Consider the following 24,479-nt stretch of genomic DNA (forward strand, 5'->3'; position numbering starts at 1 on the left):
CTTCGCTACGCCCGGCCCCGACCAACGGACCGGACAGGAGGCCCCCATGGCCCGACCCAAGATCGCGCTGATCGGCGCGGGACAGATCGGCGGCACGCTCGCCCATCTCGCCGCGATGAAGGAGATGGGGGACGTCGTCCTCTTCGACATCCAGGACGGCGTGCCGCAGGGCAAGGCGCTCGACATCGCGGAGTCCGGGCCGGTCGAGGGCTTCGACGCGTCGCTCAAGGGCTCGTCGGACTACGCCGACATCGCGGGGGCGGACGTGTGCATCGTGACCGCCGGCGTGCCGCGCAAGCCCGGCATGTCGCGCGACGACCTGTTGGGCATCAACCTCAAGGTGATGAAGGCCGTGGGCGAGGGCATCCGCGACAACGCGCCCGACGCCTTCGTGATCTGCATCACCAACCCGCTCGACGCGATGGTCTGGGCGCTGCAGCAGTATTCGGGCCTCCCGACGAGCAAGGTCGTGGGCATGGCGGGCGTGCTGGACTCGGCGCGCTTCCGGCACTTCCTCAGCCTCGAGTTCGACGTGTCGATGCGCGACGTCACCGCCTTCGTGCTCGGCGGGCACGGCGACACGATGGTGCCGCTGGTGCGCTACTCGACGGTGGGGGGCATCCCGCTGCCGGACCTCGTGAAGATGGGCTGGACCTCGCAGGAGTCGCTGGACGCGATCGTGCAGCGGACGCGCGACGGCGGCGCCGAGATCGTCGGCCTGCTCAAGACCGGCTCGGCCTTCTACGCGCCCGCGTCCTCGGCCATCGAGATGGCGCAGGCCTACCTGAACGACCAGCGCCGCGTCCTGCCGGCGGCAGCGTGGGTCGACGGGGCCTACGGGCTGAAGGGGATGTACGTGGGCGTGCCCACGGTGATCGGCGCGAACGGGATCGAGCGGGTCATCGACATCGAGCTGGACCGCGACGAGCAGGCGATGTTCGACAAGTCGGTCGACGCGGTGAAGGGCCTCGTCGAGGCCTGCCGCGGGATCGACGGCAATCTCGGCTGACCGCAACGGGCCGATCAGGGTCGCCGCGGTCGCCGCGGCGGTCCTCTGCGCGACGTCCGGGGCATGGGCGCAGCCGGTGATCGACCGCGACGCCCTGCCCCGGCCGCGCGCGTCCGTCGAGGTCGACCTCGACGGCGACGGGCGCCCGGAGACGGCGGCGGTCTACGCGCTGGACGACGCGCACGACGTGGTGACGGTGCGGGGCGACGGGCTGCTCGCGGCCTTCGCCACCCCGATCAACCTGTCGGATTCCCCCTCGCTGGAGCGGATGGGGAACGGCAACCTCCGCGTCAGCTGGGGCTGCTTCGCCTGCGGGCGCACCCATGCCACCGTCTCGGTCGTGATCGACCTGCGGGACGGGGCCCTGCGCGTGATCGGCTGGGACTGGAGCCTGCTCGACCGGATCCACGCGGCCGCGCTGACCTGCTCGGCAAACCTGCTGACGGGGGCCGTGATCGTCGAGGCGGTGGGCGTCGATCGGCAGGACCTGTCCACGGGCGAGCGGGACCGGCCCGTCGCGACGCTGGCGGAGCAGCGCGCCCCGGATGCCTGCACCGAGGGCCTCGCGCGCTACGACGACGCCTATCTCGCGCGGCATTTCCCGCCCGACCGCTAGGCGGCGAATCAGTTCGGGGCCTCGCGCGGCCGAATGTGATCACACCCGTCGGAGGTGTGATCACGTTCGCCCGGGCATCCGCGCCTCTCCGCCGCAAGGGCACGAATGCCGTTGGCCCCGGGAATCGGGATGGGTAGGGGTCGGGGGACGCATCGACCACCCACGAGGCCCTCCCATGAACATCCACGAGTATCAGGCGAAGGCGCTGCTGCGCGACTTCGGGGCCCCCGTCTCGGACGGCGTGGCGGTGACGAAGGCGGCCGACGCGAAGACCGCCGCCGGCCAGCTCGACGGCCCGCTCTGGGTGGTGAAGGCGCAGATCCACGCGGGCGGGCGCGGCAAGGGCCACTTCAAGGAGGCCGAGGCGGGCGAGAAGGGCGGCGTGCGGCTGGCCAAGTCCGTCGAGGAGGCCGCCGACGAGGCCAAGCGGATGCTGGGCAACACGCTGGTGACGCACCAGACCGGCCCGGCGGGCAAGCAGGTCAACCGCGTCTACATCGAGGACGGGTCGGGCATCGCGCGGGAGCTGTACTTGGCCCTGCTGGTGAACCGGGAGACGAGCCGGGTGGGCTTCGTCTGCTCCACCGAGGGCGGCATGGACATCGAGGAGGTCGCGGCCTCGACGCCCGAGAAGATCCTCTCCTTCGACGTGGACCCGGCCACGGGCTACCAAGGCTGGCACGGGCGGCGCATCGCCTTCGCGCTGGGGCTGGAGGGCCAGCAGGTCAAGCAGTGCGTGCGGCTGATGGGGCTGCTCTACGAGGCGTTCACGTCCAAGGACATGGAGATGCTGGAGATCAACCCGCTGATCGTGACGGACGCGGGCGACCTGAAGGTGCTGGACGCGAAGGTCTCTTTCGACGGCAACGCGCTCTACCGCCACAAGGACATCGAGGCGCTGCGCGACGAGACGGAGGAGGACCCCAAGGAGCTGGCGGCCTCCAAGTACGACCTCAACTACATCGCGCTGGACGGCGAGATCGGGTGCATGGTGAACGGCGCGGGCCTCGCCATGGCGACGATGGACATCATCAAGCTCTACGGCGCGGAGCCCGCGAACTTCCTCGACGTGGGCGGCGGCGCGACGAAGGAGAAGGTCACGGAGGCCTTCAAGATCATCACGTCGGACCCGAACGTGAAGGGCATCCTCGTGAACATCTTCGGGGGCATCATGCGCTGCGACGTGATCGCGGAGGGCGTGGTCGCCGCCGTGAAGGAGGTCGGGCTGGCCGTGCCGCTGGTGGTCCGGCTGGAGGGCACGAACGTCGAGAAGGGCAAGGAGATCATCAACGGCTCCGGGCTCAACGTGATCGCCGCCGACAGCCTGTCGGACGGGGCGGAGAAGATCGTGAAGGCGGTGAAGGGGTGAGCGACGGGCCGCGGCGCCGTCGCGGGGCGGGCGGTCCGGGGGACCGGTCCGCGCCCCGTCGCGGCCGCCGGATGGCGGTCGGCGCCGCGGTGGTGGCGGCGGCGATGCCGGCCGGGGCGGACCCGGCGCGCGACGCCATGCTGGGCGCGTTCGCGGACCATTGCTTCTCGCCCTACCTGACCGCCGCGCGGGCGGAGGCGGAGATCGCCGCGACGGGCGCGCGCGTGGACTTCTACGACCTCGCCCCCTTCTCGGACGTGGCGCCCTCGCCGGGCGCGGACGTCACGCCGGGCACGGACCGGCGCTGCGAGGTCGCGTTCGACGGGGACCGCGGCGCGGCGGCGGCGGAGACGGCCGCGGCGGCGCTGGAGGCGGAGGGCATCCGCGCGGACGCGCCGGTGCCCGCGTCCCACCCGGCGCTGCCGGGCACGACGCTGCTGGGCGCGCGGGCGCTGAACCCGTCGCGGGTGGCCGTCGTCCACACAGGCACGCGGCCCGGGCCGGACGGGGTCGAGACGTTCCTGTCGGTCGAGCGGCTGACGCCCGAGGCGAGCGAAGAGGTGTTGCGATGATCCGGTTCCTCCTGCCCCTCGCCCTGCTGGCCGCCGGGTGCGTGCCGACCAACCCGATCGGCGCGGACGCGGCGACGGAGGCGGCGGCGTTCCAGCGGATGCGCTTCGCCGCCGAGGCGGTGTGCCTGAACAACCGGACCCGCGCCGCGCAGGAACGGGCGGCGCGGGCCCTGTCCTTCCCTCTGCGCGAGCCGGCGGAGGCGGGCGCGGTGCTCTACGTCAACCCGGCGACGCTGACCTTCCTGCGGATAGGCCCCTCGCCCCGGCAGTCGGTGACGGCCGCCGACGGGCGGGACGTGACCTATCAGGGCAACGGCTGCTCGGTCGGCTCGCCCGCGGTGGGCCTGACCGGGGCCAACCGCGTCGCGGGCGAGATGCTGCAGGCGCGGCTGGTCGAGGGCGACCGGCTGACCGCGACGCCCGTGGGCGCGGGCACCAACGCCGCCGACGGCGTGGGCCTCTTCTTCGACGACCTGTCGGTGACGGTGCCCCTCGCCACGACCGGCTTCACCAACCCCGACACGGGCGAGACGGCGCAGGTGGTCCACCCCGTCGTCCTCGTCATCCATTCGCGCGGGCGCTGACCGCCGCCCCGCGCCCATACGCACAAACGACCCGGAGACCCGAATGGCCATCCTCATCGACACTGACACCAAGGTGATCTGCCAAGGCTTCACCGGAAGCCAAGGCACGTTCCACTCGGAGCAGGCCATCGCCTACGGCACCCGGATGGTGGGCGGCGTGACCCCCGGCAAGGGCGGGCAGACCCATCTCGACCTGCCGGTGTTCGACAGCTGCCACGAGGCGGTCGAGCGGACCGGCGCGGACGCCTCGGTGATCTACGTGCCGCCCCCCTTCGCCGCCGACTCGATCCTCGAGGCGATCGACGCGGAGATCCCGCTGGTGGTGTGCATCACGGAAGGCATCCCGGTGCTGGATATGATGAAGGTGAAGCGCGCCTTGGACGGGTCCAAGACGCGGCTGGTCGGGCCGAACTGCCCCGGCGTGATCACGCCGGACGCCTGCAAGATCGGGATCATGCCGGGCCACATCCACAAGCGCGGGTCCGTGGGCGTGGTGTCGCGCTCGGGCACGCTGACCTACGAGGCGGTCAAGCAGACCACCGACATGGGGCTGGGCCAGTCGACGGCGGTCGGCATCGGGGGCGACCCGATCAAGGGGACCGAGCACATCGACGTGCTGGAGATGTTCCTCGCCGACGACGAGACGCAGTCGATCGTCATGATCGGCGAGATCGGCGGCACGGCGGAGGAGGAGGCGGCGCAGTTCCTCGCCGACGAGCGGAAGGCGGGACGGTGGAAGCCGGTCGCGGGCTTCATCGCGGGCCGCACGGCGCCTCCGGGCCGCCGCATGGGCCATGCGGGCGCCATCGTGGCGGGCGGCAAGGGCGACGCGGAATCGAAGATCGAGGCGATGCGCGCGGCCGGCATCGTGGTGGCGGACAGCCCCGCGACGCTGGGCGAGGCGGTCAAGGAGGCGATCGCGGGCTGACCGGGCGGGTCCGGCGGTCGCGGGCGAATGGAGGACGGCAAGATGGAACGACGGATCGCGGCCTTCTTCGCGGTGGCCCTCGCCGCCACGTCCGCCCACGCGCAGACCGCGCCGCCGCCCTGCCTCTTGGGCGGGTCGTTCGACGCGGCGGTGGCGGCGCTGGCCGACGGCGGCTGGACGGTGCTGACGCCGGGGATGCCCGTGCCCGCCGACGCGGCCGAGCGGCTGGGCTGGGGCCTCGTGGCGACCTACGTGGCCGCCGACACCGGAGGCGCGAGCTTGGCCGAGCTGCACGACCTGCAGCGCCGCGCCGTGGCGGGGCTGGCGCGCAAGGTGGACACCGAGACCAGCCGGGCGCGCGTCGCGATCCGCGAGGGCGCGGCGCTGACCATCTCGCGGACGACCACCCTGCCCGGTCGCGTGGAGCAGGTGTGCCGCATCGCGCTGGATGGGCTGGCCGCGCGGGCGTATCCCGAGGGCTTCGGTCCCGTGGAGGCGTCCCGGATCGGGGACGCGGAGGTGATCGTGCAGCCCCTCGACCCCGACACCCTCTCGCTGCTGACGGAGCGCCCCGTGGCGGTGGCCACGCTGATCGAGACGCGGACGATCCTGACCGAGGACGAGGCGCGATGACGCCCGCGTCCATCCGGGCGAGGCGCCGCCGCCGCGCCGCCGCCGGGGCCGCGGCGGCGGCGCTCGCCACGTGGGCGGCGGCGGCGTCCGCCGACGGCACCGCGCTGGAGGGCGCGGCGGCGCTGTGCGACGACGACGCGCTGACGCCCGGCGCGCGGGCCGCGGCGCTCGCCGCGGGGGGATGGACGTCGGCGTCCGGCCCCGCGGCGGCGTTCCGCGACGCGGCGGACCTCGTGGCGCGGGACTACCTCGTCCTGCGGCCCGGCGCCGGCGTCGCCGACGAGGCGGAGCTGGCGGCGCGGGTCGCGGCGATGGCCGAGCAGACCGCGCGCGCCTTCGCCGCCCCCGGCCACGCCGGCTTCCGTCACCCGCAGGGCGCGGTCCTCTACGTGACCGAGCAGCCCTATGGCGACCGGGACGCGCTGACCGCCTGCACCTACATGTCCCCCGCCGCGGGCGGGACGTGGGAGGACCTGATGGGGTCGGCCGCGGTCGATCTCGGCCTCGTGGGGCAGGACCACCCGGCGCACGTCGCCACCCGCCCGTCCTCGGCGGGGACGGACGGGCGCAGCCAGACCGCGACGCTGATCGACGCGACGCGGCTGCCGCCCGAGGCGCAGGCGGCCCGCGCGCTCGCCTTCCCCGTCTACCTCCAGATGGTCACGATCAAGACCGCCCCATGACCCCTCGTCCCGCCCCGTTCCCCCAATCCGTGAAGGTCCAGCCATGACCGAGCAATCCCCCAACGACGCCTTCCGCAACACGTCCTTCCTGCAGGGGCACAACGCGGACTGGCTGGAGCAGATGTACGCCCGCTACGCCGCCGACCCCTCGGCGGTGGACGCGACGTGGGCCGAGTTCTTCCGGGCGATGGGCGACGACGCCGCCGACGCGCGGGCCGAGGCCGAGGGCCCGTCGTGGGCGCGGGGCGACTGGCCCCCGGTGCCGGGCGACGACCTGACCGCCGCGCTGACGGGGGAGTGGCCCGCCGCGCCCGCGACCCAGGCCAAGGAGGCCAAGGCGGCGGGTGAGAAGATCCGGGCGAAGGCCGCCGCCACGGGCGCCGAGGTCACGGACGATCAGGTGAAGCGCGCGGTGCTCGACAGCATCCGGGCGCTGATGCTGATCCGCGCGTACCGCATCCGGGGGCACCTGGCCGCCGACCTCGACCCGCTGGGGATGCGGGCCGAGGTGCCGCACCCGGAGCTCGACCCGAGGAGCTACGGGTTCTCGGACGCGGACATGGAGCGCCCGATCTTCATCGACAACGTGCTGGGGCTGGAGGTCGCGACGCTCAGCCAGATCGTCGCGATCCTGCGGCGGACCTACTGCGGGACGTTCGCACTGCAGTACATGCACATCTCCGACCCCGAGCAGTCCGCGTGGCTCAAGGAGCGGATCGAGGGCTTGGGCAAGGAGATCGACTTCACCGAGAACGGGCGGCGCGCGATCCTCAACAAGCTGGTCGAGGCGGAGGGGTTCGAGAAGTACCTCCACGTCAAGTACATGGGCACCAAGCGGTTCGGCCTCGACGGGGGCGAGGCGCTGATCCCCGCGATGGAGCAGATCATCAAGCGGGGCGGGCAGCTCGGGCTGGAGGAGATCGTGATCGGGATGCCCCACCGGGGGCGCCTGTCGGTCCTCGCCAACGTGATGGGCAAGCCCTACCGCGCGATCTTCAACGAGTTCCAAGGCGGGTCGTTCAAGCCCGAGGACGTGGATGGCTCGGGCGACGTGAAGTACCACCTCGGCGCGTCGTCGGACCGCGAGTTCGACGGCAACACCGTGCACCTGTCGCTGACGGCGAACCCCTCGCATCTCGAGGCGGTGAACCCGGTGGTGCTGGGCAAGGTGCGGGCCAAGCAGGACCAGAAGAACGACACCGCGCGCACCAAGGTGACGGGCGTGCTGCTGCATGGGGACGCGGCCTTCGCGGGTCAGGGCGTCGTGGCGGAGTGCTTCGCGCTGTCGGGCGTGCGCGGCCACCGGACGGGCGGGACGATCCACATCGTGGTCAACAACCAGATCGGCTTCACGACGGCGCCGCATTTCTCGCGCTCCAGCCCCTACCCCACGGACAACGCGCTGGTGGTCGAGGCGCCGATCTTCCACGTGAACGGCGACGACCCCGAGGCGGTGGTCCACGCCGCGCGCGTGGCGACCGAGTTCCGCCAGAAGTTCGGCAAGGACGTCGTGCTCGACATCTTCTGCTACCGGCGGTTCGGCCACAACGAGGGCGACGAGCCCATGTTCACCAACCCCGTGATGTACAAGCGCATCAAGGGGCACCCCACCACGCTGACGCTCTACACCCAGCGGCTGGTCAAGGACGGGCTGATCCCCGAGGGCGAGATCGAGGACATGAAGGCGGGCTTCCAGGAGAAGCTCGCCGCCGAGTTCGAGGCGGGCCGCGACTACAAGCCCAACAAGGCCGACTGGCTGGACGGGCGGTGGTCGCACTTGGACCGCCGCGACCAAGACGACTACGTGCGCGGCGAGACCGGCATCGCGCCGGAGACGGTCGACGAGGTGGGGCGCGCCCTGACCTCGGCCCCCGACGGGATGCCCGTGCACAAGACGATCGGGCGCCTGCTCGAGGCCAAGGCCAAGATGTTCGAGACGGGCGAGGGGTTCGACTGGGCCACCGCCGAGGCGCTGGCCTTCGGCTCGCTGCTGACGGAGGGCTACAAGGTGCGCCTCGCGGGGCAGGACTCGACGCGCGGGACGTTCTCGCAGCGCCATTCCGGCCTCGTGAACCAGGAGACGGAGGAGCGCTACTACCCGCTCAACCACGTCCGCGACGGGCAGGCCCATTACGAGGTGATCGACTCGGCGCTGTCGGAATACGCGGTGCTGGGCTTCGAGTACGGCTACTCCTTGGCCGAGCCCAACGCGCTGACGATGTGGGAGGCGCAGTTCGGCGACTTCGCCAACGGCGCGCAGATCATGTTCGACCAGTTCATCTCGTCGGGCGAATCCAAGTGGCTGCGGATGTCCGGCCTCGTCTGCCTGCTGCCGCACGGCTACGAGGGCCAAGGGCCGGAGCACTCGTCGGCGCGGCTGGAGCGGTTCCTGCAGATGTGCGGGCAGGACAACTGGATCGTGGCCAACTGCACGACGCCGGCCAACTACTTCCACATCCTGCGGCGGCAGCTGCACCGCGACTTCCGCAAGCCGCTGGTGCTGATGACGCCCAAGTCGCTGCTGCGCCACAAGCTGGCCGTGTCCAAGCGCGAGGAGTTCGAGCGCGGGTCCACCTTCCACCGGGTGCTGTGGGACGACGCGCAGCAGGGCAACAGCGACCTGAAGCTCAAGCCCGACGCCAAGATCCGGCGCGTCGTGATCTGCTCGGGCAAGGTCTACTACGACCTCCTGGAGCAGCGGGACGCGGACGGGCGCGACGACGTCTACCTCCTGCGGCTGGAGCAGTTCTATCCGTTCCCGGCCAAGTCGATGGTCGACGAGCTCGGGCGCTTCCCCCAGGCCGAGGTGGTCTGGTGCCAGGAGGAGCCCAAGAACCAAGGCGGCTGGACCTTCGTGGAGCCGAACCTCGAATGGGTGCTGACGCGGATCGGCGCCTCCCACACCCGGCCGCGCTACGTGGGGCGCGCCGCCTCGGCCTCGCCCGCGACGGGCTTGGCCTCCCAACACAAGGCCCAGCAACAGGCGCTCGTCGCCGAGGCGTTGAGCGAGAAGGACTGAGACATGGCGATCGACGTGAAGGTGCCCACGCTGGGCGAGTCCGTGACCGAGGCCACGGTGGCCACGTGGTTCAAGAAGCCCGGCGACGCCGTGGCGACGGACGAGATGCTCTGCGAGCTGGAGACCGACAAGGTGACGGTGGAAGTGCCCAGCCCCGCCACCGGCACCTTGGGCGAGATCGTCGCCGCCGAGGGCAAGACGGTGGGCGTCGACGCGCTGCTGGCGACCATCTCGGAGGGGGCGGGGGCGTCCGCCTCCTACGCGGCGGCGCCGGCGGCGGTGGCCGAGCCCGGATCGTCGGGGGACGCGCCCTCGGACGGCGGCGGCGAGAGCGTCGACGTCATGGTCCCCGCCTTGGGCGAGTCGGTGACGGAGGCGACCGTCTCCACGTGGTTCAAGGCGGTGGGCGACGAGGTGGCCGCCGACGAGATGCTGTGCGAGCTGGAGACGGACAAGGTCTCCGTCGAGGTGCCCGCCCCCGCCGCCGGGACGCTGACCGAGCTGCTGGTGGCCGAGGGCGACACGGTCGAGGCGGGCGGCGTGCTGGCGCGCATGTCCTCGGGCGCGGCCTCGGGGGCGGCGAAGCCCCCCGCGATGAACCCGGAGCCCGCGCCGGGCGCGGGGAAGGCCGAGGCCGAGGAGGCCAAGGCCAACGTGGCCGCCGCCGGGGCCAAGCGCGGCGAGGACGCGCCCTCGGCCAAGAAGATCATGGCGGAGAAGGGGATCGACCCGGCCTCCGTCGCGGGCTCGGGCCGCGACGGGCGGATCATGAAAGAGGACGTGGCCGGGATGTCCGCGCCCGCGCCGAAGGCCGCCGCCGCGCCGCGCGCGCCGGTCTCCGCCGACGACGCCCCTCGCGAGGAGCGGGTGCGGATGACGCGCCTGCGCCAGACCATCGCGCGCCGCCTGAAGGACGCGCAGAACACGGCCGCGATGCTGACCACCTATAACGAGGTGGACATGTCGGCGGTCATGGCGCTCCGGAAGGAATACAAGGACCTCTTCGAGAAGAAGCACGGCGTGAAGCTGGGCTTCATGTCCTTCTTCACCAAGGCCTGCTGCCACGCGCTGCAGGAGGTGCCGGAGGTCAACGCCGAGATCGACGGCACGGACGTGGTCTACAAGCGCTTCGTCCACATGGGCATCGCGGTGGGCACGCCGACGGGCCTCGTGGTGCCGGTGATCCGGGACGCCGACGCGATGTCGTTCGCGGCCATCGAGAAGGCCATCGCCGAGAAGGGCGTGGCGGCGCGCGACGGCAAGCTGACCATGCAGGACATGCAGGGCGGGACGTTCACGATCTCGAACGGCGGGGTCTACGGCTCGCTGATGTCCTCGCCCATCCTGAACCCGCCGCAGTCGGGCATCCTCGGAATGCACAAGATCCAGGAGCGCCCCGTGGTGGTCGGCGGCGAGATCGTGGTGCGGCCGATGATGTACCTCGCGCTGAGCTACGACCACCGGATCGTGGACGGGAAGGGCGCGGTGACGTTCCTCGTGCGGGTGAAGGAGGCGCTGGAGGACCCGCGGCGGTTGTTGATGGATTTGTGAAAGATGATGCAACATCTGCCAACAAGGTGGCCTCGCGCGTTCTCGGCTGTCGGCTTTGGAGCACTCTATCTTTTTAGCTCAATCCTTATTGGGCACTTTGCCCCTATGGTTGGTGAGCTTCAAGAGTTGGGAATGGAAATATCTTCCCTCGAGCAGGAGATTGTGACCCTAGAACAGGGATTTGATTCTGAGCGTTTGAGTGCATTCCGCGATAGGACGCTCCTAGCCATAGAGAGAGTTGATGAACTGTATTCGTTAGATCCGCTCGGATCTTTGTTGGAATGGATGGAGAGCCTTGAGCCAATTGTTCAAGGTGCAATAGGGTTCTTCTTGGTATTTATTGCGTATGTCATCGGAGAGTTGCTTATCACGGTCGGGACAGCATATCTCCTCAGATCTCCGGAACGGGCAAAATGGAGCATCCGCGCTCGGCGCATATCAGAAGTTGGCGCTGTTTTGCTTGAGGAGCGGTTTCGGCAGAGCGAGAGTGCGATCGCAATTATAGGCGGCGGACTAACGATCATCGTCTTCTCTATTCCACAGATCATTATTTATGATCCCTTCGGGAATCGACTGCTCGCATCGCTAATTGCTTTGACTAGCATCGGTCTTTGCTTCTTCCTGACCAACTACATATCCAGAAAACTCGGCGCGGATTTAGATGTCGCAATAGTTCTCCCATCTCCGGCCTCCGGCGAGCCGACTGTAGAACATGGCAAAACATGACCCCCACCCGCCGCGCCATCGCCTTCTGGATCCTCCGCGTCGGCATCGCGGTGATCCTCGTCATCCTGCTGCAGGCGTGGCGGGGGCCGGACCCGATGCTGTGGTGGCTGGCGGCGGGCTACGCGGCGATCTCGCTCTTCACGACCTACATGGTGATCCGCTCGCGGCGGGGCGGCGATGGCTCGTAGGGTGGGCGAGAGACCACGCGGTCGGATGGCGGCGACGGACGCGCATGCGTGGGCTCTCGCCCACCCTGCGGGTGCCTCGCACTAGGCGGAGCGCGCATGACACCCGAACTGACAGTCCTCGCCCTCGCCGTCCTTCTGCACGCGGCGCAGTTCGCGCTCATGGCGATCCCCGCCAACCGCGAGGTCGGCCCCGGCAAGACCATGTCGGCGCGCGACCGCGCGCGGCTGGGCGGGAACCTCGAGGACCTGCTGTCGGAGCGAACCGCCCGCCTCTACCGCGCGCTGAACAACCACACCGAGTGGATGGTGCCCTTCACCGCCGCCGTGCTGGTCGTCACGCTCTCGGGCCAGTCCACCGCCTTCACCGCCGCCTGCGCGTGGACCTACCTCGCCGCGCGCGTCGTCTACGTCCCGCTCTACGCGTTCGGCGCGCGGCCCGGCCGCTCCATCGCGTGGATGGTCGGGTTCACGGCGACCGTGGCAATGGCTATCTCAACCCTGATCTGACCCCTTTCTTGGTCGAAATATCCCGGGGGTCCGGGGGCAGCGCCCCCGGCGACCGGCAACGAGGAACGACCCCATGGCCCAATACGACCTCATCGTCATCGGCTCCGGCCCCGGCGGCTACGTCTGCGCGATCCGCGCGGCGCAACTCGGGCTGAAGACGGCCTGCGTGGAGGGGCGCGAGACCTTGGGGGGAACCTGCCTGAACGTGGGCTGCATCCCGTCCAAGGCGCTTCTCCATGCCTCCCACCAGCTGCACGAGGCGGAGCACAACTTCGCCAAGATGGGGCTGATGGCGGAGGCGCCGAAGGTCGATTGGGCCAAGATGCTGGCCTACAAGGACGACGTGATCGGCCAGAACACCAAGGGCATCGAGTTCCTGTTCAAGAAGAACAAGGTGGACTGGATCAAGGGCTGGGCGTCGATCCCCGAGGCGGGGAAGGTGAAGGTCGGCGACGAGGTGCACGAGGCCAAGGCCATCGTGATCGCGTCCGGCAGCGAGTCCGCGCCGGTGCCCGGCGCCGAGGTGGAGGTCGACGAGGAGGTGGTCGTCACCTCGACCGGCGCGCTGGAGCTGGGGCGCATCCCCGGATCGATGGTCGTCATCGGCGGCGGCGTCATCGGGCTGGAACTGGGCTCGGTCTACACCCGGCTCGGCACGGACGTGACGGTGGTCGAGTATCTCGACGGCATCGTGCCGGGGCAGGACGCCGAGGTCGCCAAGCAGTTCCAGAAGATCCTCAAGAAGCAGGGGATCAAGTTCGTCACCGGCGCGGCCGTGTCCAAGGTCGAGCGCGCGGGCGACGGCGCGACCGTCCACTACGCGATGCGCAAGGACGGGGCGGAGAAGTCGCTCGACGCGGACGTGGTGCTCGTGGCGACGGGGCGGCGGCCCTACACCGAAGGCTTGGGGCTCGACCTGAAGACGTCGCAGCGCGGCCAGATCGAGGTGGACGATCGTTACGCGACCAGCGTGTCGGGCGTCCATGCGATCGGCGACGTGATCGAGGGGCCGATGCTGGCCCACAAGGCCGAGGACGAAGGGATGGCCGTGGCCGAGATGCTGGCCGGACAGAAGCCGCACGTGAACTACGACGTGATCCCCGGCGTGATCTACACCCATCCGGAGGTGGCGTCCGTCGGGCTGACCGAGGAGCTGGCCAAGGAGAAGGGCCACAAGATCAAGGTCGGGCAGTTCTCCTTCATGGGGAACGGGCGGGCCAAGGCGAACTTCGCGGCGGACGGCTTCGTCAAGATGATCGCGGACGCCGAGACGGACCGCATCCTCGGCTGCCACGTCATCGGGCCGATGGCGGGCGACCTGATCCACGAGGTCTGCGTGGCGATGGAGTTCGGGGCGGCGGCCGAGGACCTCGCGCGGACGTGCCATGCGCATCCCACCTATTCCGAGGCGATGCGCGAGGCGGCGCTGGCCTGCGGGGATGGGGCGATCCATGCGTAGTGCGGGGGGCTCTGCCCCCCGTACCCCCCGAGGTATTTCCGCCAAGATGAGGGGGGTGGCCGTGGCGCTCCTGCTCACGGCCTGCGCGTCGACGGGCGGGGGGTCTGCGGGCGGCGGGCTGCTCGCGGTGGGCGACAGCGTGCTGGCGTGGAACGGCGCGGCGGGCGTGCCCGAGGGCGTGGGCGCCGCGCTGGGCCTCCCGGTGCGCGACGCGAGCCGGTCGGGCGCGCGCGTGGCCTCGCGCGGGAGCGGCATCACGGCCTTCGTGCCCTCGGTCTCCGAGCAGTGGCGCGCGAACGCGGGGCGCTGGGACTGGGTGCTGATGGACGGGGGCGCGAACGACCTGCAGGGCGCCTGCGGGACCGCCGCCGAGCGTGCGGTGCTGGACCGGTTGATCTCGCCCGCGCTGACGGGGGCGATCCCGTCCTTGGTGGCCGAGATGCGCGCCACCGGCAGCCGGGTCGCGCTGATGGGCTACTACCCCGGGCTGGCGGGGCGGGTGACGTCCTTCACGGGCTGCACCCCCGTCCTGACCGAGTTGGACCGGCGGCTCGCCCGGCTCGCGGCGCGGGACGCGGGCATCGTGTTCGCCGACAGCGGCGACGTGATCCGGCCCGCGGTGCGGGCGGACTACGCGGCGGACGCGGTGCACCCCTCGGCGCAGGGGTCGGCGCGGATCGCGGGGGTGATGGCGGGGGCGATGCGCTAGGGCGGAACGCCCGCCCCCCTGCGACGTTCGGTCCCCACGGAAAGGACCGCCGCCATGCTCGACCTGCTCTACTCCCCCGAGGCGTGGGCCGCGTTCGCCGCGCTCGTCACGCTCGAGATCGTCTTGGGGATCGACAACCTGATCTTCATCTCGATCGTCGCGGGCAAGGTGCCGGAGCATCAGCGCGACCGGGCGCGCAAGATCGGGATCGCGTTGGCGCTGGTGCTGCGGCTGGTCATGCTGGCGGGGATCGCGTGGATCGTGGGGCTGACGGCGCCGGTGATCGACCTCGGGATCACGGGGGCGCCGGGGCCGCATGGCGAGCCCAGCTTCGAGACCGCCTTCTCATGGCGCGACATCATCCTGATCGCGGGCGGGCTGTTCCTGACGTGGAAGGCGACGAGCGAGATCCGCGAGAAGCTGAGCCCCGGCCACGAGACGGCGACGGGCAAGGACCGGGGCGCGTCCTCCACCTTCGCGGTGGCCATCGTGCAGATCGTGCTCTTGGACCTCGTGTTCAGCGTGGACAGCATCCTGACGGCGGTGGGCATGACCGACGAGCTGCCGATCATGGTGGCCGCCGTGGTGATCGCGGTGGGGGTGATGTTCGCCGCCTCCGGCCCGGTGATGCGCTTCGTGCAGGCCAACCCGTCGGTGGTGATGCTGGCGCTCGCGTTCCTCCTGATGATCGGGATGGTGCTGATCGCGGACGGGTTCGGGCGGCACGTGCCCAAGGGCTACATCTACTCGGCGATGGCCTTCGCCGCCTTGGTCGAGGCGCTGAACTTCGTGGCGCGGCGGCGCAACCGGCGGCTGGCGGAGCGGGCCGCCCCGGCGGAGTAGTTGAAGCCCCCGGCCGCGCGGGCTAGTCCGCCGCGACCTTGGAGGCACCGATGGACGACCTGCGCGACAAGTGGCTGACCGCGATCCTCGACGCGGGCGACGAGGCGGCCCTCGAGGACGTGCGCGTCGCCGCCGTGGGCAAGAAGGGCGAGGTCGCGCTGAAGATGCGCGAGCTGGGCAGGATGACCCCGGAGGAGCGCCAGCAGGCCGGCCCCCGGCTCAACGCGCTCAAGGACGAGATCAACGCCGCACTGTCCGCGCGCAAAGCGTCCTTGGAGGACGCCGCCCTCGAGGCGCGGCTGGCCGACGAGTGGCTGGACGTCACCCTGCCGACGCGGGCGCGGCACGCGGGCACGATCCACCCGGTCAGCCAAGTGACCGAGGAGGTCACGGCGATCTTCGCGGACATGGGGTTCGGGGTGGCCGAGGGGCCGCAGATCGAGACCGACTGGTACGTGTTCGACGCGCTCAACATTCCCGGCCACCACCCCGCGCGGGCCGAGATGGACACGTTCTACATGGGCCGGGACGCGGGCGCGGACGAGAACGGCAACCCCTTCGTGCTGCGCACGCACACCTCGCCGGTGCAGATCCGGTCGATGGAGGCGCAGGGCGCGCCGCTGCGCGTGATCTGCCCGGGGCGGGTGTACCGCGCCGACTACGACCAGACCCACACCCCGATGTTCCATCAGGTCGAGGGGCTGGCGCTGGACCGCGACATCACGATGGCGAACCTCAAGTGGTGCCTCGAGGAGTTCTGCCGCGCCTTCTTCGAGGTCGAGAGCATCGACCTGCGCTTCCGCGCCTCGCACTTCCCCTTCACCGAGCCGTCGGCGGAGGTGGACATCCGCTGCTCGTGGGAGGGCGGGACGCTGAAGCTGGGCCAAGGCGACGACTGGCTGGAGATCCTTGGGTCCGGGATGGTGCATCCCAAGGTGCTGCAGGCGGGCGGGGTGGACCCGGACGAGTGGCAGGGCTTCGCCTTCGGCATGGGGATCGACCGGATCGCGATGCTGAAATACGGCATCCCGGACCTGCGGGCCTTCTTCGACGCGGACCTGCGGTGGCTGCGGCACTACGGCTTCTCGCCCTTGGCCGCGCCCACCCGCCACGCGGGGTGACGGGGCCGGTCCGGTTCAGGATTCGGTAACGCCCCCGCGCTAGAGGGGGGCATGGCCCCGCCCGCACCCGTCCTCTCGGCCCCCTCGACCCCGCGCGCCCGGGCGCGCCAGGTCGACCTCTACTCCTCCGACCCGCTCGCGGTGATCGGGCGCTCCCGGGGGCACCTGCTCTGCCTCGGCCAGCTCGCGCTGCAGTTCGCGTGGGCCGACCGCGAGGAGATGCGCCCGCCCCTGATGGCGGAGCTGCGGCGCTACGTCCGGTCCTACGTGGAGCACGTGCGATCCGTCCTGCACGACGCCGCCTTGGCCGAGGCCCTCGCCGCGGCCGAGGAGGAGCGCGCGCGCATCCTCGCCTTCGCCGACGAGCTCGCCCTGCTGGACGCGCAGGACTTCGCGGCCTTGGACCGCGCGCGCGCCGACGGCTTGGCCCGCACCACGCGGGAGCGGACGCTCTTCGACCTCTACGCGGTCGTGATGGCGCTCCAAGCGGCCGACGTCGCCCGCGACCGCGCCCATGTCGCGGCCCTCTCGGACCGGGCGGCGCTGATGGACCGGCTGCTGGAGGAGGCGGAGGGCATCGGGCGCGCGCTGCGGATGGTCGGCCTCGCCGCGCAGGTCGAGGGAGCGGAGCTGTCGGGCGCGGCGGGCCGAGTGTTCGCGGCGATGGGCGCGGAGGTCGCCGCCCTCGCGGCGCGGACGGGCGCGGCGACGGCGCGCGCGCGGGGCATCGCGGTCGTGGACCCGGGCGCGGCGGACGGAGCCGCCCCCGACCCGGAGGCCTGACGCCCTTTGCACCCGCCGGGGCGATGGGCTAGGCCCGCCGCGGCCTGTCCCGGAGGGTGCGATGAAGTTCACGATGTCATGGCTGCGCGAGCATCTCGAGACCACGGCCACCGTGGACGAGGTGGCCGCCGCGCTGACCGACCTCGGGCTCGAGGTGGAGGGCGTCGAGGACCGCGCCGCCCGCCTGTCGGACTTCCGCATCGGCCGCGTGCTGGAGGCCGAGAAGCACCCCGACGCCGACCGCCTACGGGTGTGCAAGGTCGAGACTGCGGACGGGGTGAAGCAGATCATCTGCGGCGCGCCCAACGCCCGCGCCGGGATCACCGTCGTGGTGGCCGAGCCGGGCACCTACGTGCCGGGCATCGACACGACGATCCAAGTGGGCAAGATCCGCGGGATCGAGAGCCACGGCATGATGGCGTCCGAACGCGAGATGGAGCTGTCGGACGAGCATGACGGCATCATCGAGCTGCCCTCGGGCGCGGTGGGCCAGCGCTTCGTCGACTGGCTGGCCGAGAACGACCCTGCCAAGGTCGATCCGGTGATCGAGATCGCGATCACCCCGAACCGGCCCGACGCCTTGGGCGTGCGCGGCATCGCCCGCGACCTCGCGGCGCGGGGCCTCGGCACGATGAAGCCGCTGCCGGAGGTGGCGGTCGAGGGGTCGTATCAAAGCCACGTGACGGTGAGCATCGACGACGACACGCGCGACGGCTGCCCCGTCTTCTGCCTGCGGATGATCCGCGGCGTGCGGAACGGCCCCTCGCCCGACTGGCTGCAGGACCGGCTGCGCGCCATCGGCCTGCGGCCCATCTCGTTCCTCGTGGACGTGACCAACTGGGCGACCTTCGACCTGAACCGCCCGCTCCACGTGTTCGACGCGGACGTGGTGCGGGGGAACCTGCGGGTCCACCGCGCGGCGGGCGGCGAGGAGATCACGGCGCTGGACGAGAAGGACTACGCGCTGCCCGAGGGGGCCATGGTCATCTCGGACGATGCCGGCCCCGAGAGCATCGCGGGCATCATGGGCGGGGCGCATTCCGGCGTGACCGAGGCGACCACCAACGTGCTGGTCGAGAGCGCGTATTGGGACCCCGTGCAGATCGCCACGACGGGGCGGAAGCTGCGGATCAACTCCGACGCCCGCTACCGCTTCGAGCGGGGCGTGGACCCGACCTTCACGCCCGAGGGGCTGGACCGGGCGGTCGCGATGATCGTGGACCATGCGGGCGGCGAGGTCTCGGAGATGGTGGTGGCGGGCGAGGTGCCCGACGTGGCGCGCAGCTACGCCTTCGCACCCGACCGGATGCGGACCCTCGTGGGCATGGACGTGCCCGAGGCGCGGCAGCGCGAGATCCTGACGGCGCTCGGCTTCGGGATGGAGGGCGACCGCGCCCACGTCCCCGGCTGGCGCCCCGACGTGCAGGGCACGGCGGACCTCGTGGAGGAGGTGGCGCGGGTCGCCTCGCTCACGGGGCTGGAGGGCGCGCCGATGTCGCGGCCCGCGCAGGTGCTCCGCCCCGTGCTGACGCCCGCGCAGGTGCGCGAGCGCATGGCCCGCCGCGCGGCGGCGGCGCGGGGGCTGGACGAGTGCGTGACCTACAGCTTCATCGACCGGGACGCGGCGCTGCTGTTCGGCGCGACCGACGCGGCCCGGCTGGAGAACCCGATCAGCAGCGAGATGAGCCACATGCGCCCCTCGCTCCTGCCCGGCCTGCTGCAGGCGGCGGCGCGCAACCAGTCCCGCGGCTTCGCCGATCTCGGCCTGTTCGAGGCGGGGCACGTCTTCGACGGGCCGAAGCCCGGCGAGCAGCGGTTCGAGGTCGCCGTCCTGCGGACCGGCCACACGACGTCCAAGGACGTGCGCGGCGAGCGGCGCCCCGTCGACGTGTTCGACGCCAAGGCGGATGCCGAGGCCGTGCTGGAGGCGCTCGGCGCGCCCAAGGTGCAGGTGTTCCGCGATGCCGGGGACGCGTGGCACCCGGGCCGGTCGGGGCGGCTCTGCCTCGGGCCGAAGAAGACGCTCGCCACCTTCGGCGAGGTGCATCCCCGCATCCTCAAGGCGCTCGGGGTGAAGGGTCCGGCGGTGGCGATGGTGCTTGAGCCCGCCGCCTTGCCTCAGCCCAAGGTGCAGGGCACGGCCCGCCCTGCCCTGACGCTCTCGGACCTGCAGGCGGTGGAGCGTGACTTCGCCTTCGTGCTGGATGCGGACGTCGAGGCGCAGAAGGTGGTGATGGCCGCGCAGGGCGCGGACAAGACCCTGATCGACGAGGTGCGCGTGTTCGACGAATTCGTCGGAGGTTCCCTCGGCGAGGGCCGCAAGAGCCTCGCCATCACGGTGCGCCTCCAGCCCAAGGACGCGACCTTCACCGACAAGGAGATCGAGGCGGTCGGCGCGAAGATCGTGGAGAAGGTGGCCAAGGCGACGGGCGGCGAGCTGAGGGGGTGATCCCCCCTTTCTTGGCCGAAATATCCCGGGGGTCCGGGGGCTGGCCCCCGGCTACCCCGCCAGCAGCCTGAGCCCCCCCGTCACGTCCGCGCGCACCGCGACCCGCAGCCCCGGCTCGTCCCCCGCCCGCAGCGCGGCGACGATCAGGCGGTGCCCGCGCGGCAGGTCGGTGCGCCCCAGCCGCCCGTAGAGCGCGGCCATCGTCGGCCCCAGCTGCAGCCACACCGTCTCGGCCAAGGCCAGCATCGCGGGCGCCTGCGCGCGCAGGTAGAGGGTGCGGTGGAACTCGAGGTTGGTGCGGATGTAGCCCGACGCGTCGTGCTTCGCGATCTGCTCGGCGATGGCCACGTTGATCGCCTCCAGCCGGGCGATCAGCGCGTCGTGGGCGCGGGGCAGCGCGCGCGCGGCGAGTTCCGGCTCCAGCAAAGCGCGGATCGACGCCAGTTCCTCGATCCGCTCGGTCGTCAGGCGCGGCGCCGTCACCCGACCCGAGGCCGAGAGCGACAGCGCCCCCTCGGCCGCCAAGCGGCGCAGCGCCTCGCGCACGGGGGTCATCGACAGGCCCGTCTCGCGCGCGATGCCGCGCAGGGTCAGCTGGGCGCCCGGCTCCACCTCGCCATGCATGATGCGCGTGCGCAGGCGGCGGTAGAGGCGGTCGTGGGCGGCGCCGCCGCCCTCGGGGAGCGGGTCGAGGAGCATGGGCGCACCCTGCCCCGCGCGCTCACCCGAAGTCGATGGCCTGCAGCGCCGCGCCCTCACGCCGCAGCCACGCGCGCCGGGGCGCGTAGCCGGGCATGAGCCGTCCGACGCAGTCCCAGAACCGCGCCGAGTGGTCCATGTGGGCGAGGTGGGCCACCTCGTGCGCGGCGACATAGTCGAGCACCTCCGGTGGCGCGAGGATCAGGCGCCACGAGAACATCAGGTCGCCCCGCGACGTGCAGGAGCCCCAGCGGGACCGCGTGTCCCGGAGCGTGACCTTGCCGAAGGGCCGTCCCAGCGCCGTGGCGTGCCGGTCCACCGCCTCCAGCAGGTGCGTCCGCGCGAGGGTCCGGCAGAGCGCCGCCACGCGCGGGCCGGGACGATCGGGCGGGACGGCGACCGCCGCGCCGGTCCAGCGGGCGGCGCGGCCCGCCCCCTCGACCACCGGCACCTCGCGCCCCATCAGCGGCAGCGTGCCGCCCACCTCCACCCGGCGCGGCGCGGGCGCGGCCTCGACCTGGCGCGCGATCCAGTCGGCATGGGCGGCGACGAACCCCTCGGCCTCGCGCAGCGGCATGCCCTTGGGCACCACCAGCGACACCCGACCGTCGGTCCGCCCGACGCGCAGCGTCATGCGCCGCGCGCGCGCCGAGACGCGGGGCGTCACCACCAGATCGGTGCCCGGCACGGGCATCGTCTTGCCGTCCCCCGTCTTGTAAGGGTCGTTCCCCTGTGGCATCGCCCCCAAATCCCTGCATCCGGCCTGTCCGCACGGCGCGCGCCGGGCCGAGAAGGAGACCGACATGGCCAAGGAAGAATGGGGCGTCAAGCGCGTCTGCCCCGAGACCGGCAAGCGATTCTACGACCTCGGCAAGGACCCGGTCGTGTCGCCCTACACGGGCGAGGTCGTGCCGGTGGACACCGGCACCAAGACGCGCGTGCTGGTGGCCGACAAGGACGATGCCGCCTCCAAGAAGGCGTCCAAGGCGGACGACGACGACCTGCTGCTGGACGACGACGACGTCGAGGAGGAGGACGAAGCGGCGGACGTGGCCGACGACGACGTGCTCGACGACGACGAGGACGACGACACGACCGTGTCGCTGAACGAGATCGGCGGCGACGTCGCGGACACCGACGACGACGATTGACCTGCCCCCTTGCGGCCCCCGTTCGGGGGCCGTAAGGGACGCCGCATCGGGGCCTTAGCTCAGTTGGTAGAGCGCTTGCATGGCATGCAAGAGGTCAGGGGTTCGACTCCCCTAGGCTCCACCATCCCCCACTGCATTCGGTCGGCTGGATCCTAGGGACTCCTTGGTTCCATGAGCCGTCCTGCGGACGGCTCCGCGCCGGGGGCCCCACCATCCGCATCGACATGACGACCGCCCCGGTCAGGGCGCGGGGACGCCCCCGCCCAGCACCGTGGCGAACTTGCCCGCATCGATGTTGCCGCCGCACAGGATCACCGCGACCGTGCGGCCCGCCATCCGGTCCCGCTCCTGCATCAGCCCGGCCAAGGGCGCGGCCCCCGCCCCCTCGGCGGCGTTGTGCGTGCCGGTCCAGAACAGGCGGATGGCCTCCGCTACCTCGGCGTCCGATACCGACAGGATGCGCGCGGCTCCCGCGCGGTAGATGTCGAACGCTTCCCGCACCGGCATCCGCACGGCCATCCCGTCGGCGAAGGTCGCGGCCGAGTTCGTCTCGACCAGATCGCCCCGTTCGACCGACAGCTTCGCGCCCGCCGCGTTCTCCGACACCACGCCCACGATCTCGGCCCGGTGCCCCAGCGCGTCCCGCGCCGAGATGCAGCCGCAGATGCCCGATCCGCATCCGATGGGCACGTAGAGCGCCTCGATCTCCGGATGGGCCGACAGCAACTCGTAGGCGTAGGTCGCCACGCCCCGCACCAGTTCCTCGTGGAACGGCGGGACGGGGAACAGGCCCTCGGCGGCGCCCACCCGCATCGCCTCCTCGCGCGCGACGTCGAAATCCGCGCCATGCACGTGCAGCTCCGCGCCCCACGCGCGCATCGCGTCGTTCTTCTCCGGCGAGTTGCCTTCGGGCACGTAGACCACGGGCCGCAGCCCCGCCGCCTTGGCCGCCCGCGCTTGGCTCTGCCCGTGGTTGCCCCGCGTCGCGGTGATGAGCCCCGGCACCTCGGGGTGCGCCCGCCGGAGCCAGTCCACGAAGGTCACCCCGCCCCGCACCTTGAAGGCCCCGGTCGGCAGGTGGTTCTCGTGCTTGACAATGACGTCCGCGCCGACGGCCTCGGAGAGGAGCGGCCAGCGCAGCTGGGGCGAGGGCGGGACGTGGGCGTGGACGAGCCGCGCGGCGTCGGCGAGTTCGGATTCGGTGAACATGGCCGCGACGCTAGCCCGGCGGCAGCCCCAGCGCGAGGGCCTGCACCCGGCGCGCATCCGCCTCGGATGCGATGCCCTCGGCCACGACCTCCGCGACCTCCGCATGCAGGGCCGCGCGCGCCCGCGCGACGATCTCGTCGGCCTCCACCTCGCGGCGCGCCACGCCGGCGAACCGCGCCTCCTCGAGGATCAGGTCGTCCACGATCGGATCCTCCACCGCGCCGCCCCCGCCAGGATACCGGTACCATCCCGCGCCCAGCGCCCGGCCCAGCTTGCCCTCCACCACCAGCCGCGCCGTGACGGGCCAGTCCGCGCCCGCGGGCAAGGCGACCCCGGCCCGGTCCTCGGCCACGAGCGGCCCCTCCGCCATCCCCGCGGCCTCCAAGGCCTCGTCCACCTCGGCCACCATCGCGCCGTCGAGCAGCAGCCGGTCCACCTCGCCCCGGAGCGCGCGGGTCAGCCGCCACGACACCGGCCCCGCGCGGGTGACGACATGCGCGACGCCGAGGCGCCGGGCCAAGGCGGTCGCCTCCGGCACGTCCGCCGTCGTCTCGAGGACCGCGCCCGCGAGGTGCAGGGACGGCCCGCCCCGCCACGGCACCCGCGCGTCGACCTCCCCCGTGCCGTCGAACCCGACCGACCGGCCCGACGGCGCCGTCGCGGCGACCTCCACGCCCAGCCCTGCCCGCGCGAACCCGTCGCGCAGCCGGACCGCGTCGTGGGGGTCCGGCTCGACCAGCACGACGGCCCCGCCCGCCTCGGCTAGCCGCGCGGCGAAGGGCGCGCCCGCGCCGCCTCGGACGATCACCCGAGCAGGTCCCCGGCCACCGCCTCCAGTTCCGCCAGCGAATCCCCGACCGCCTTGCCCGAGGTGTCGAGCACGCGCCCCGCCCGCGCGTAGAGCGCCTCGCGCGAGGTGAGGATCGAGCGCAGCTGCTCCATCGCCGCCGGGTTCCCCGCCATGGGCCGCTCGTCCCCCTGCGCGCGCACGCGGGCCATGTGCTCCTCGGGCGCGGCGCGCAGCCACACGGTGTGGAAGCGGCCCAGCAGGGTCGCGTAGGTGTCCGCCTCCGCCACGATGCCCCCGCCGACGGCGAGCACGACGCGCGCATGCGCGCCCGCCACCTCCTCCAAGGCCGCCGCCTCCAAGCGGCGATAGCCCTCCTGCCCGTAGAGCGCGATGATCTCCCCCGCAGCCATGCCCGCGTCCGCCGCGATCACGGCGTTCAACTCCACGAACGGCACGTCCAGCCGCTCGGCCAAAGCGGCCCCCAGCGTCGACTTGCCCGCGCCCCGGAGCCCGACCAGCGCCACCCGCCCCGCGCGCCGCCCGGCGCGGTCCGCCGAGAGAAGGTCGAGCGCCCGCGCCCGCGCGTCGGGCGCCGCGTCCCGCCACAGCGCCGCCATGCGCGCGAGGTCGTCCTCGGCGGCGGGGTCGGCGGGGGTGACGAACCATTCGATGGGATGGTCCAAGGCCGCCGCCACCCGGTCGAGGAGCGCGATGGACACGTTGCCCTCCCCGGCCTCCAGCTGCGCGAGGTAGCGGGGCGAGACGCCGGAGCGGTCCGACAGCACGCGGCGCGGCAGGCCCCGCATGGTCCGCGCGCGCCGCACGCGCTCGCCGACGCGGGCCAGAAGGGTCTCGGGGGCGTCCTGTCCGTCCATGCGGGG

Annotated in this window: 25 protein-coding genes and 1 tRNA gene; 21 read left to right on the top strand and 5 right to left on the bottom strand. The window is 71.9% G+C overall.

The features are described from left to right. Positions 1–46: 46 nt before the first annotated feature. From mdh to pheT, 19 genes are all read left to right on the top strand, one after another. Positions 47–1,009: a malate dehydrogenase gene (gene mdh / locus JQC91_RS02200; RefSeq protein WP_203285132.1), complete on the top strand. Its 963-nt coding sequence runs from the start codon at positions 47–49 to the stop codon at positions 1,007–1,009. A gap of 76 nt (positions 1,010–1,085) precedes the next feature. Then, complete coding sequence (locus JQC91_RS02205; RefSeq protein WP_203285133.1) at positions 1,086–1,625, top strand: hypothetical protein; 540 nt, start codon at positions 1,086–1,088, stop codon at positions 1,623–1,625. Positions 1,626–1,800: 175 nt separating this feature from the next. After that, positions 1,801–2,994 carry an ADP-forming succinate--CoA ligase subunit beta gene (sucC, locus tag JQC91_RS02210; protein ID WP_203285134.1) on the top strand — a complete coding sequence of 398 codons (1,194 nt, stop codon included), beginning with the start codon at positions 1,801–1,803 and terminating at the stop codon, positions 2,992–2,994. Between the two features lie 71 nt (positions 2,995–3,065). After that, complete coding sequence (locus JQC91_RS02215; RefSeq protein WP_238941245.1) at positions 3,066–3,566, top strand: succinyl-CoA synthetase subunit beta; 501 nt, start codon at positions 3,066–3,068, stop codon at positions 3,564–3,566. Beyond that, positions 3,563–4,150, top strand: a complete 588-nt coding sequence (locus JQC91_RS02220) for a hypothetical protein (protein WP_203285135.1) — start codon at positions 3,563–3,565, stop codon at positions 4,148–4,150. The genes JQC91_RS02215 and JQC91_RS02220 overlap by 4 nt, the downstream gene beginning before the upstream one ends. 43 nt (positions 4,151–4,193) lie before the next feature. Beyond that, entirely contained in the window at positions 4,194–5,078 is an 885-nt protein-coding gene (sucD, locus tag JQC91_RS02225; protein ID WP_203285136.1) for a succinate--CoA ligase subunit alpha, read from the top strand. A gap of 42 nt (positions 5,079–5,120) precedes the next feature. Next, a complete protein-coding gene (locus JQC91_RS02230; RefSeq protein ID WP_203285137.1) occupies positions 5,121–5,711 on the top strand; it encodes a hypothetical protein in 591 nt (196 codons plus the stop codon). Next, positions 5,708–6,394, top strand: a complete 687-nt coding sequence (locus tag JQC91_RS02235; RefSeq protein ID WP_203285138.1) for a hypothetical protein — start codon at positions 5,708–5,710, stop codon at positions 6,392–6,394. The genes JQC91_RS02230 and JQC91_RS02235 overlap by 4 nt, the downstream gene beginning before the upstream one ends. A 43-nt stretch (positions 6,395–6,437) precedes the next feature. Further along, positions 6,438–9,413: a 2-oxoglutarate dehydrogenase E1 component gene (locus JQC91_RS02240; RefSeq protein ID WP_203285139.1), complete on the top strand. Its 2,976-nt coding sequence runs from the start codon at positions 6,438–6,440 to the stop codon at positions 9,411–9,413. A gap of 3 nt (positions 9,414–9,416) precedes the next feature. Beyond that, on the top strand, positions 9,417–10,964 hold the full coding sequence (gene odhB / locus JQC91_RS02245; protein ID WP_203285140.1) for a 2-oxoglutarate dehydrogenase complex dihydrolipoyllysine-residue succinyltransferase: 1,548 nt from the start codon (positions 9,417–9,419) through the stop codon (positions 10,962–10,964). Between the two features lie 3 nt (positions 10,965–10,967). Continuing rightward, positions 10,968–11,690, top strand: a complete 723-nt coding sequence (locus JQC91_RS02250) for a hypothetical protein (RefSeq protein ID WP_203285141.1) — start codon at positions 10,968–10,970, stop codon at positions 11,688–11,690. Beyond that, a complete protein-coding gene (locus tag JQC91_RS02255) occupies positions 11,687–11,878 on the top strand; it encodes a hypothetical protein (protein ID WP_203285142.1) in 192 nt (63 codons plus the stop codon). Before JQC91_RS02250 ends, JQC91_RS02255 begins: the two co-directional genes overlap by 4 nt. 96 nt (positions 11,879–11,974) lie before the next feature. Further along, a complete protein-coding gene (locus JQC91_RS02260; protein ID WP_203285143.1) occupies positions 11,975–12,385 on the top strand; it encodes an MAPEG family protein in 411 nt (136 codons plus the stop codon). A gap of 73 nt (positions 12,386–12,458) precedes the next feature. Then, entirely contained in the window at positions 12,459–13,844 is a 1,386-nt protein-coding gene (lpdA, locus tag JQC91_RS02265; RefSeq protein ID WP_203285144.1) for a dihydrolipoyl dehydrogenase, read from the top strand. A gap of 46 nt (positions 13,845–13,890) precedes the next feature. Beyond that, positions 13,891–14,553, top strand: a complete 663-nt coding sequence (locus tag JQC91_RS02270; RefSeq protein WP_203285145.1) for an SGNH/GDSL hydrolase family protein — start codon at positions 13,891–13,893, stop codon at positions 14,551–14,553. 54 nt (positions 14,554–14,607) lie between these two features. Then, complete coding sequence (locus JQC91_RS02275; RefSeq protein WP_203285146.1) at positions 14,608–15,396, top strand: TerC family protein; 789 nt, start codon at positions 14,608–14,610, stop codon at positions 15,394–15,396. Positions 15,397–15,446: 50 nt separating this feature from the next. Further along, positions 15,447–16,517 carry a phenylalanine--tRNA ligase subunit alpha gene (gene pheS, locus JQC91_RS02280; RefSeq protein WP_203285147.1) on the top strand — a complete coding sequence of 357 codons (1,071 nt, stop codon included), beginning with the start codon at positions 15,447–15,449 and terminating at the stop codon, positions 16,515–16,517. A 51-nt stretch (positions 16,518–16,568) separates the two neighbouring features. Further along, the gene (locus JQC91_RS02285; RefSeq protein ID WP_203285148.1) at positions 16,569–17,300 is read left to right on the top strand and encodes a hypothetical protein; all 732 of its coding nucleotides are present in this window, start codon (positions 16,569–16,571) and stop codon (positions 17,298–17,300) included. Positions 17,301–17,361: 61 nt separating this feature from the next. Then, the gene (pheT, locus tag JQC91_RS02290; RefSeq protein ID WP_203285149.1) at positions 17,362–19,749 is read left to right on the top strand and encodes a phenylalanine--tRNA ligase subunit beta; all 2,388 of its coding nucleotides are present in this window, start codon (positions 17,362–17,364) and stop codon (positions 19,747–19,749) included. Positions 19,750–19,800: 51 nt separating this feature from the next. Here the strand turns inward: pheT and JQC91_RS02295 are convergent, their stop codons facing one another. Further along, positions 19,801–20,448: a GntR family transcriptional regulator gene (locus JQC91_RS02295; protein ID WP_203285150.1), complete on the bottom strand. Its 648-nt coding sequence runs from the start codon at positions 20,446–20,448 to the stop codon at positions 19,801–19,803. Positions 20,449–20,470: 22 nt separating this feature from the next. After that, positions 20,471–21,142: a SprT family zinc-dependent metalloprotease gene (locus tag JQC91_RS02300; RefSeq protein WP_203285502.1), complete on the bottom strand. Its 672-nt coding sequence runs from the start codon at positions 21,140–21,142 to the stop codon at positions 20,471–20,473. Between the two features lie 109 nt (positions 21,143–21,251). Here JQC91_RS02300 and JQC91_RS02305 point away from each other — a divergent pair, with 109 nt between their 5' ends. Next, a complete protein-coding gene (locus JQC91_RS02305; RefSeq protein WP_203285151.1) occupies positions 21,252–21,599 on the top strand; it encodes a TIGR02300 family protein in 348 nt (115 codons plus the stop codon). 48 nt (positions 21,600–21,647) lie between these two features. After that, a tRNA-Ala gene (locus JQC91_RS02310) sits at positions 21,648–21,723 on the top strand. Between the two features lie 116 nt (positions 21,724–21,839). Here JQC91_RS02310 and JQC91_RS02315 read toward each other — a convergent pair. Genes JQC91_RS02315 through JQC91_RS02325 form a run of 3 tightly spaced genes read right to left on the bottom strand, consistent with a single transcriptional unit; the run spans position 21,840 to position 24,473 of the window. Further along, positions 21,840–22,808, bottom strand: a complete 969-nt coding sequence (locus JQC91_RS02315) for a threonine dehydratase (RefSeq protein WP_203285152.1) — start codon at positions 22,806–22,808, stop codon at positions 21,840–21,842. Between the two features lie 10 nt (positions 22,809–22,818). Then, a complete protein-coding gene (locus JQC91_RS02320; RefSeq protein WP_203285153.1) occupies positions 22,819–23,616 on the bottom strand; it encodes a hypothetical protein in 798 nt (265 codons plus the stop codon). Beyond that, entirely contained in the window at positions 23,613–24,473 is an 861-nt protein-coding gene (locus tag JQC91_RS02325; protein WP_203285154.1) for a helix-turn-helix transcriptional regulator, read from the bottom strand. Before JQC91_RS02325 ends, JQC91_RS02320 begins: the two co-directional genes overlap by 4 nt. Positions 24,474–24,479: the final 6 nt, after the last annotated feature.

Source organism: Jannaschia sp. Os4 (assembly GCF_016820245.1).
In the GTDB taxonomy this organism is placed as follows: Bacteria; Pseudomonadota; Alphaproteobacteria; order Rhodobacterales; family Rhodobacteraceae; genus Jannaschia.

Coding starts and splice junctions, on each gene's coding strand:
- mdh (WP_203285132.1), top strand. CDS start 47: ATGGCCCGACCCAAGATCGCGCTGATCGGCGCGGGACAGATCGGCGGC.
- sucC (WP_203285134.1), top strand. CDS start 1,801: ATGAACATCCACGAGTATCAGGCGAAGGCGCTGCTGCGCGACTTCGGG.
- JQC91_RS02215 (WP_238941245.1), top strand. CDS start 3,066: ATGGCGGTCGGCGCCGCGGTGGTGGCGGCGGCGATGCCGGCCGGGGCG.
- JQC91_RS02220 (WP_203285135.1), top strand. CDS start 3,563: ATGATCCGGTTCCTCCTGCCCCTCGCCCTGCTGGCCGCCGGGTGCGTG.
- sucD (WP_203285136.1), top strand. CDS start 4,194: ATGGCCATCCTCATCGACACTGACACCAAGGTGATCTGCCAAGGCTTC.
- JQC91_RS02230 (WP_203285137.1), top strand. CDS start 5,121: ATGGAACGACGGATCGCGGCCTTCTTCGCGGTGGCCCTCGCCGCCACG.
- JQC91_RS02235 (WP_203285138.1), top strand. CDS start 5,708: ATGACGCCCGCGTCCATCCGGGCGAGGCGCCGCCGCCGCGCCGCCGCC.
- JQC91_RS02240 (WP_203285139.1), top strand. CDS start 6,438: ATGACCGAGCAATCCCCCAACGACGCCTTCCGCAACACGTCCTTCCTG.
- odhB (WP_203285140.1), top strand. CDS start 9,417: ATGGCGATCGACGTGAAGGTGCCCACGCTGGGCGAGTCCGTGACCGAG.
- JQC91_RS02250 (WP_203285141.1), top strand. CDS start 10,968: ATGATGCAACATCTGCCAACAAGGTGGCCTCGCGCGTTCTCGGCTGTC.
- JQC91_RS02255 (WP_203285142.1), top strand. CDS start 11,687: ATGACCCCCACCCGCCGCGCCATCGCCTTCTGGATCCTCCGCGTCGGC.
- JQC91_RS02260 (WP_203285143.1), top strand. CDS start 11,975: ATGACACCCGAACTGACAGTCCTCGCCCTCGCCGTCCTTCTGCACGCG.
- lpdA (WP_203285144.1), top strand. CDS start 12,459: ATGGCCCAATACGACCTCATCGTCATCGGCTCCGGCCCCGGCGGCTAC.
- JQC91_RS02270 (WP_203285145.1), top strand. CDS start 13,891: ATGAGGGGGGTGGCCGTGGCGCTCCTGCTCACGGCCTGCGCGTCGACG.
- JQC91_RS02275 (WP_203285146.1), top strand. CDS start 14,608: ATGCTCGACCTGCTCTACTCCCCCGAGGCGTGGGCCGCGTTCGCCGCG.
- pheS (WP_203285147.1), top strand. CDS start 15,447: ATGGACGACCTGCGCGACAAGTGGCTGACCGCGATCCTCGACGCGGGC.
- JQC91_RS02285 (WP_203285148.1), top strand. CDS start 16,569: ATGGCCCCGCCCGCACCCGTCCTCTCGGCCCCCTCGACCCCGCGCGCC.
- pheT (WP_203285149.1), top strand. CDS start 17,362: ATGAAGTTCACGATGTCATGGCTGCGCGAGCATCTCGAGACCACGGCC.
- JQC91_RS02295 (WP_203285150.1), bottom strand. CDS start 20,448: ATGCTCCTCGACCCGCTCCCCGAGGGCGGCGGCGCCGCCCACGACCGC.
- JQC91_RS02300 (WP_203285502.1), bottom strand. CDS start 21,142: ATGCCCGTGCCGGGCACCGATCTGGTGGTGACGCCCCGCGTCTCGGCG.
- JQC91_RS02305 (WP_203285151.1), top strand. CDS start 21,252: ATGGCCAAGGAAGAATGGGGCGTCAAGCGCGTCTGCCCCGAGACCGGC.
- JQC91_RS02315 (WP_203285152.1), bottom strand. CDS start 22,808: ATGTTCACCGAATCCGAACTCGCCGACGCCGCGCGGCTCGTCCACGCC.
- JQC91_RS02325 (WP_203285154.1), bottom strand. CDS start 24,473: ATGGACGGACAGGACGCCCCCGAGACCCTTCTGGCCCGCGTCGGCGAG.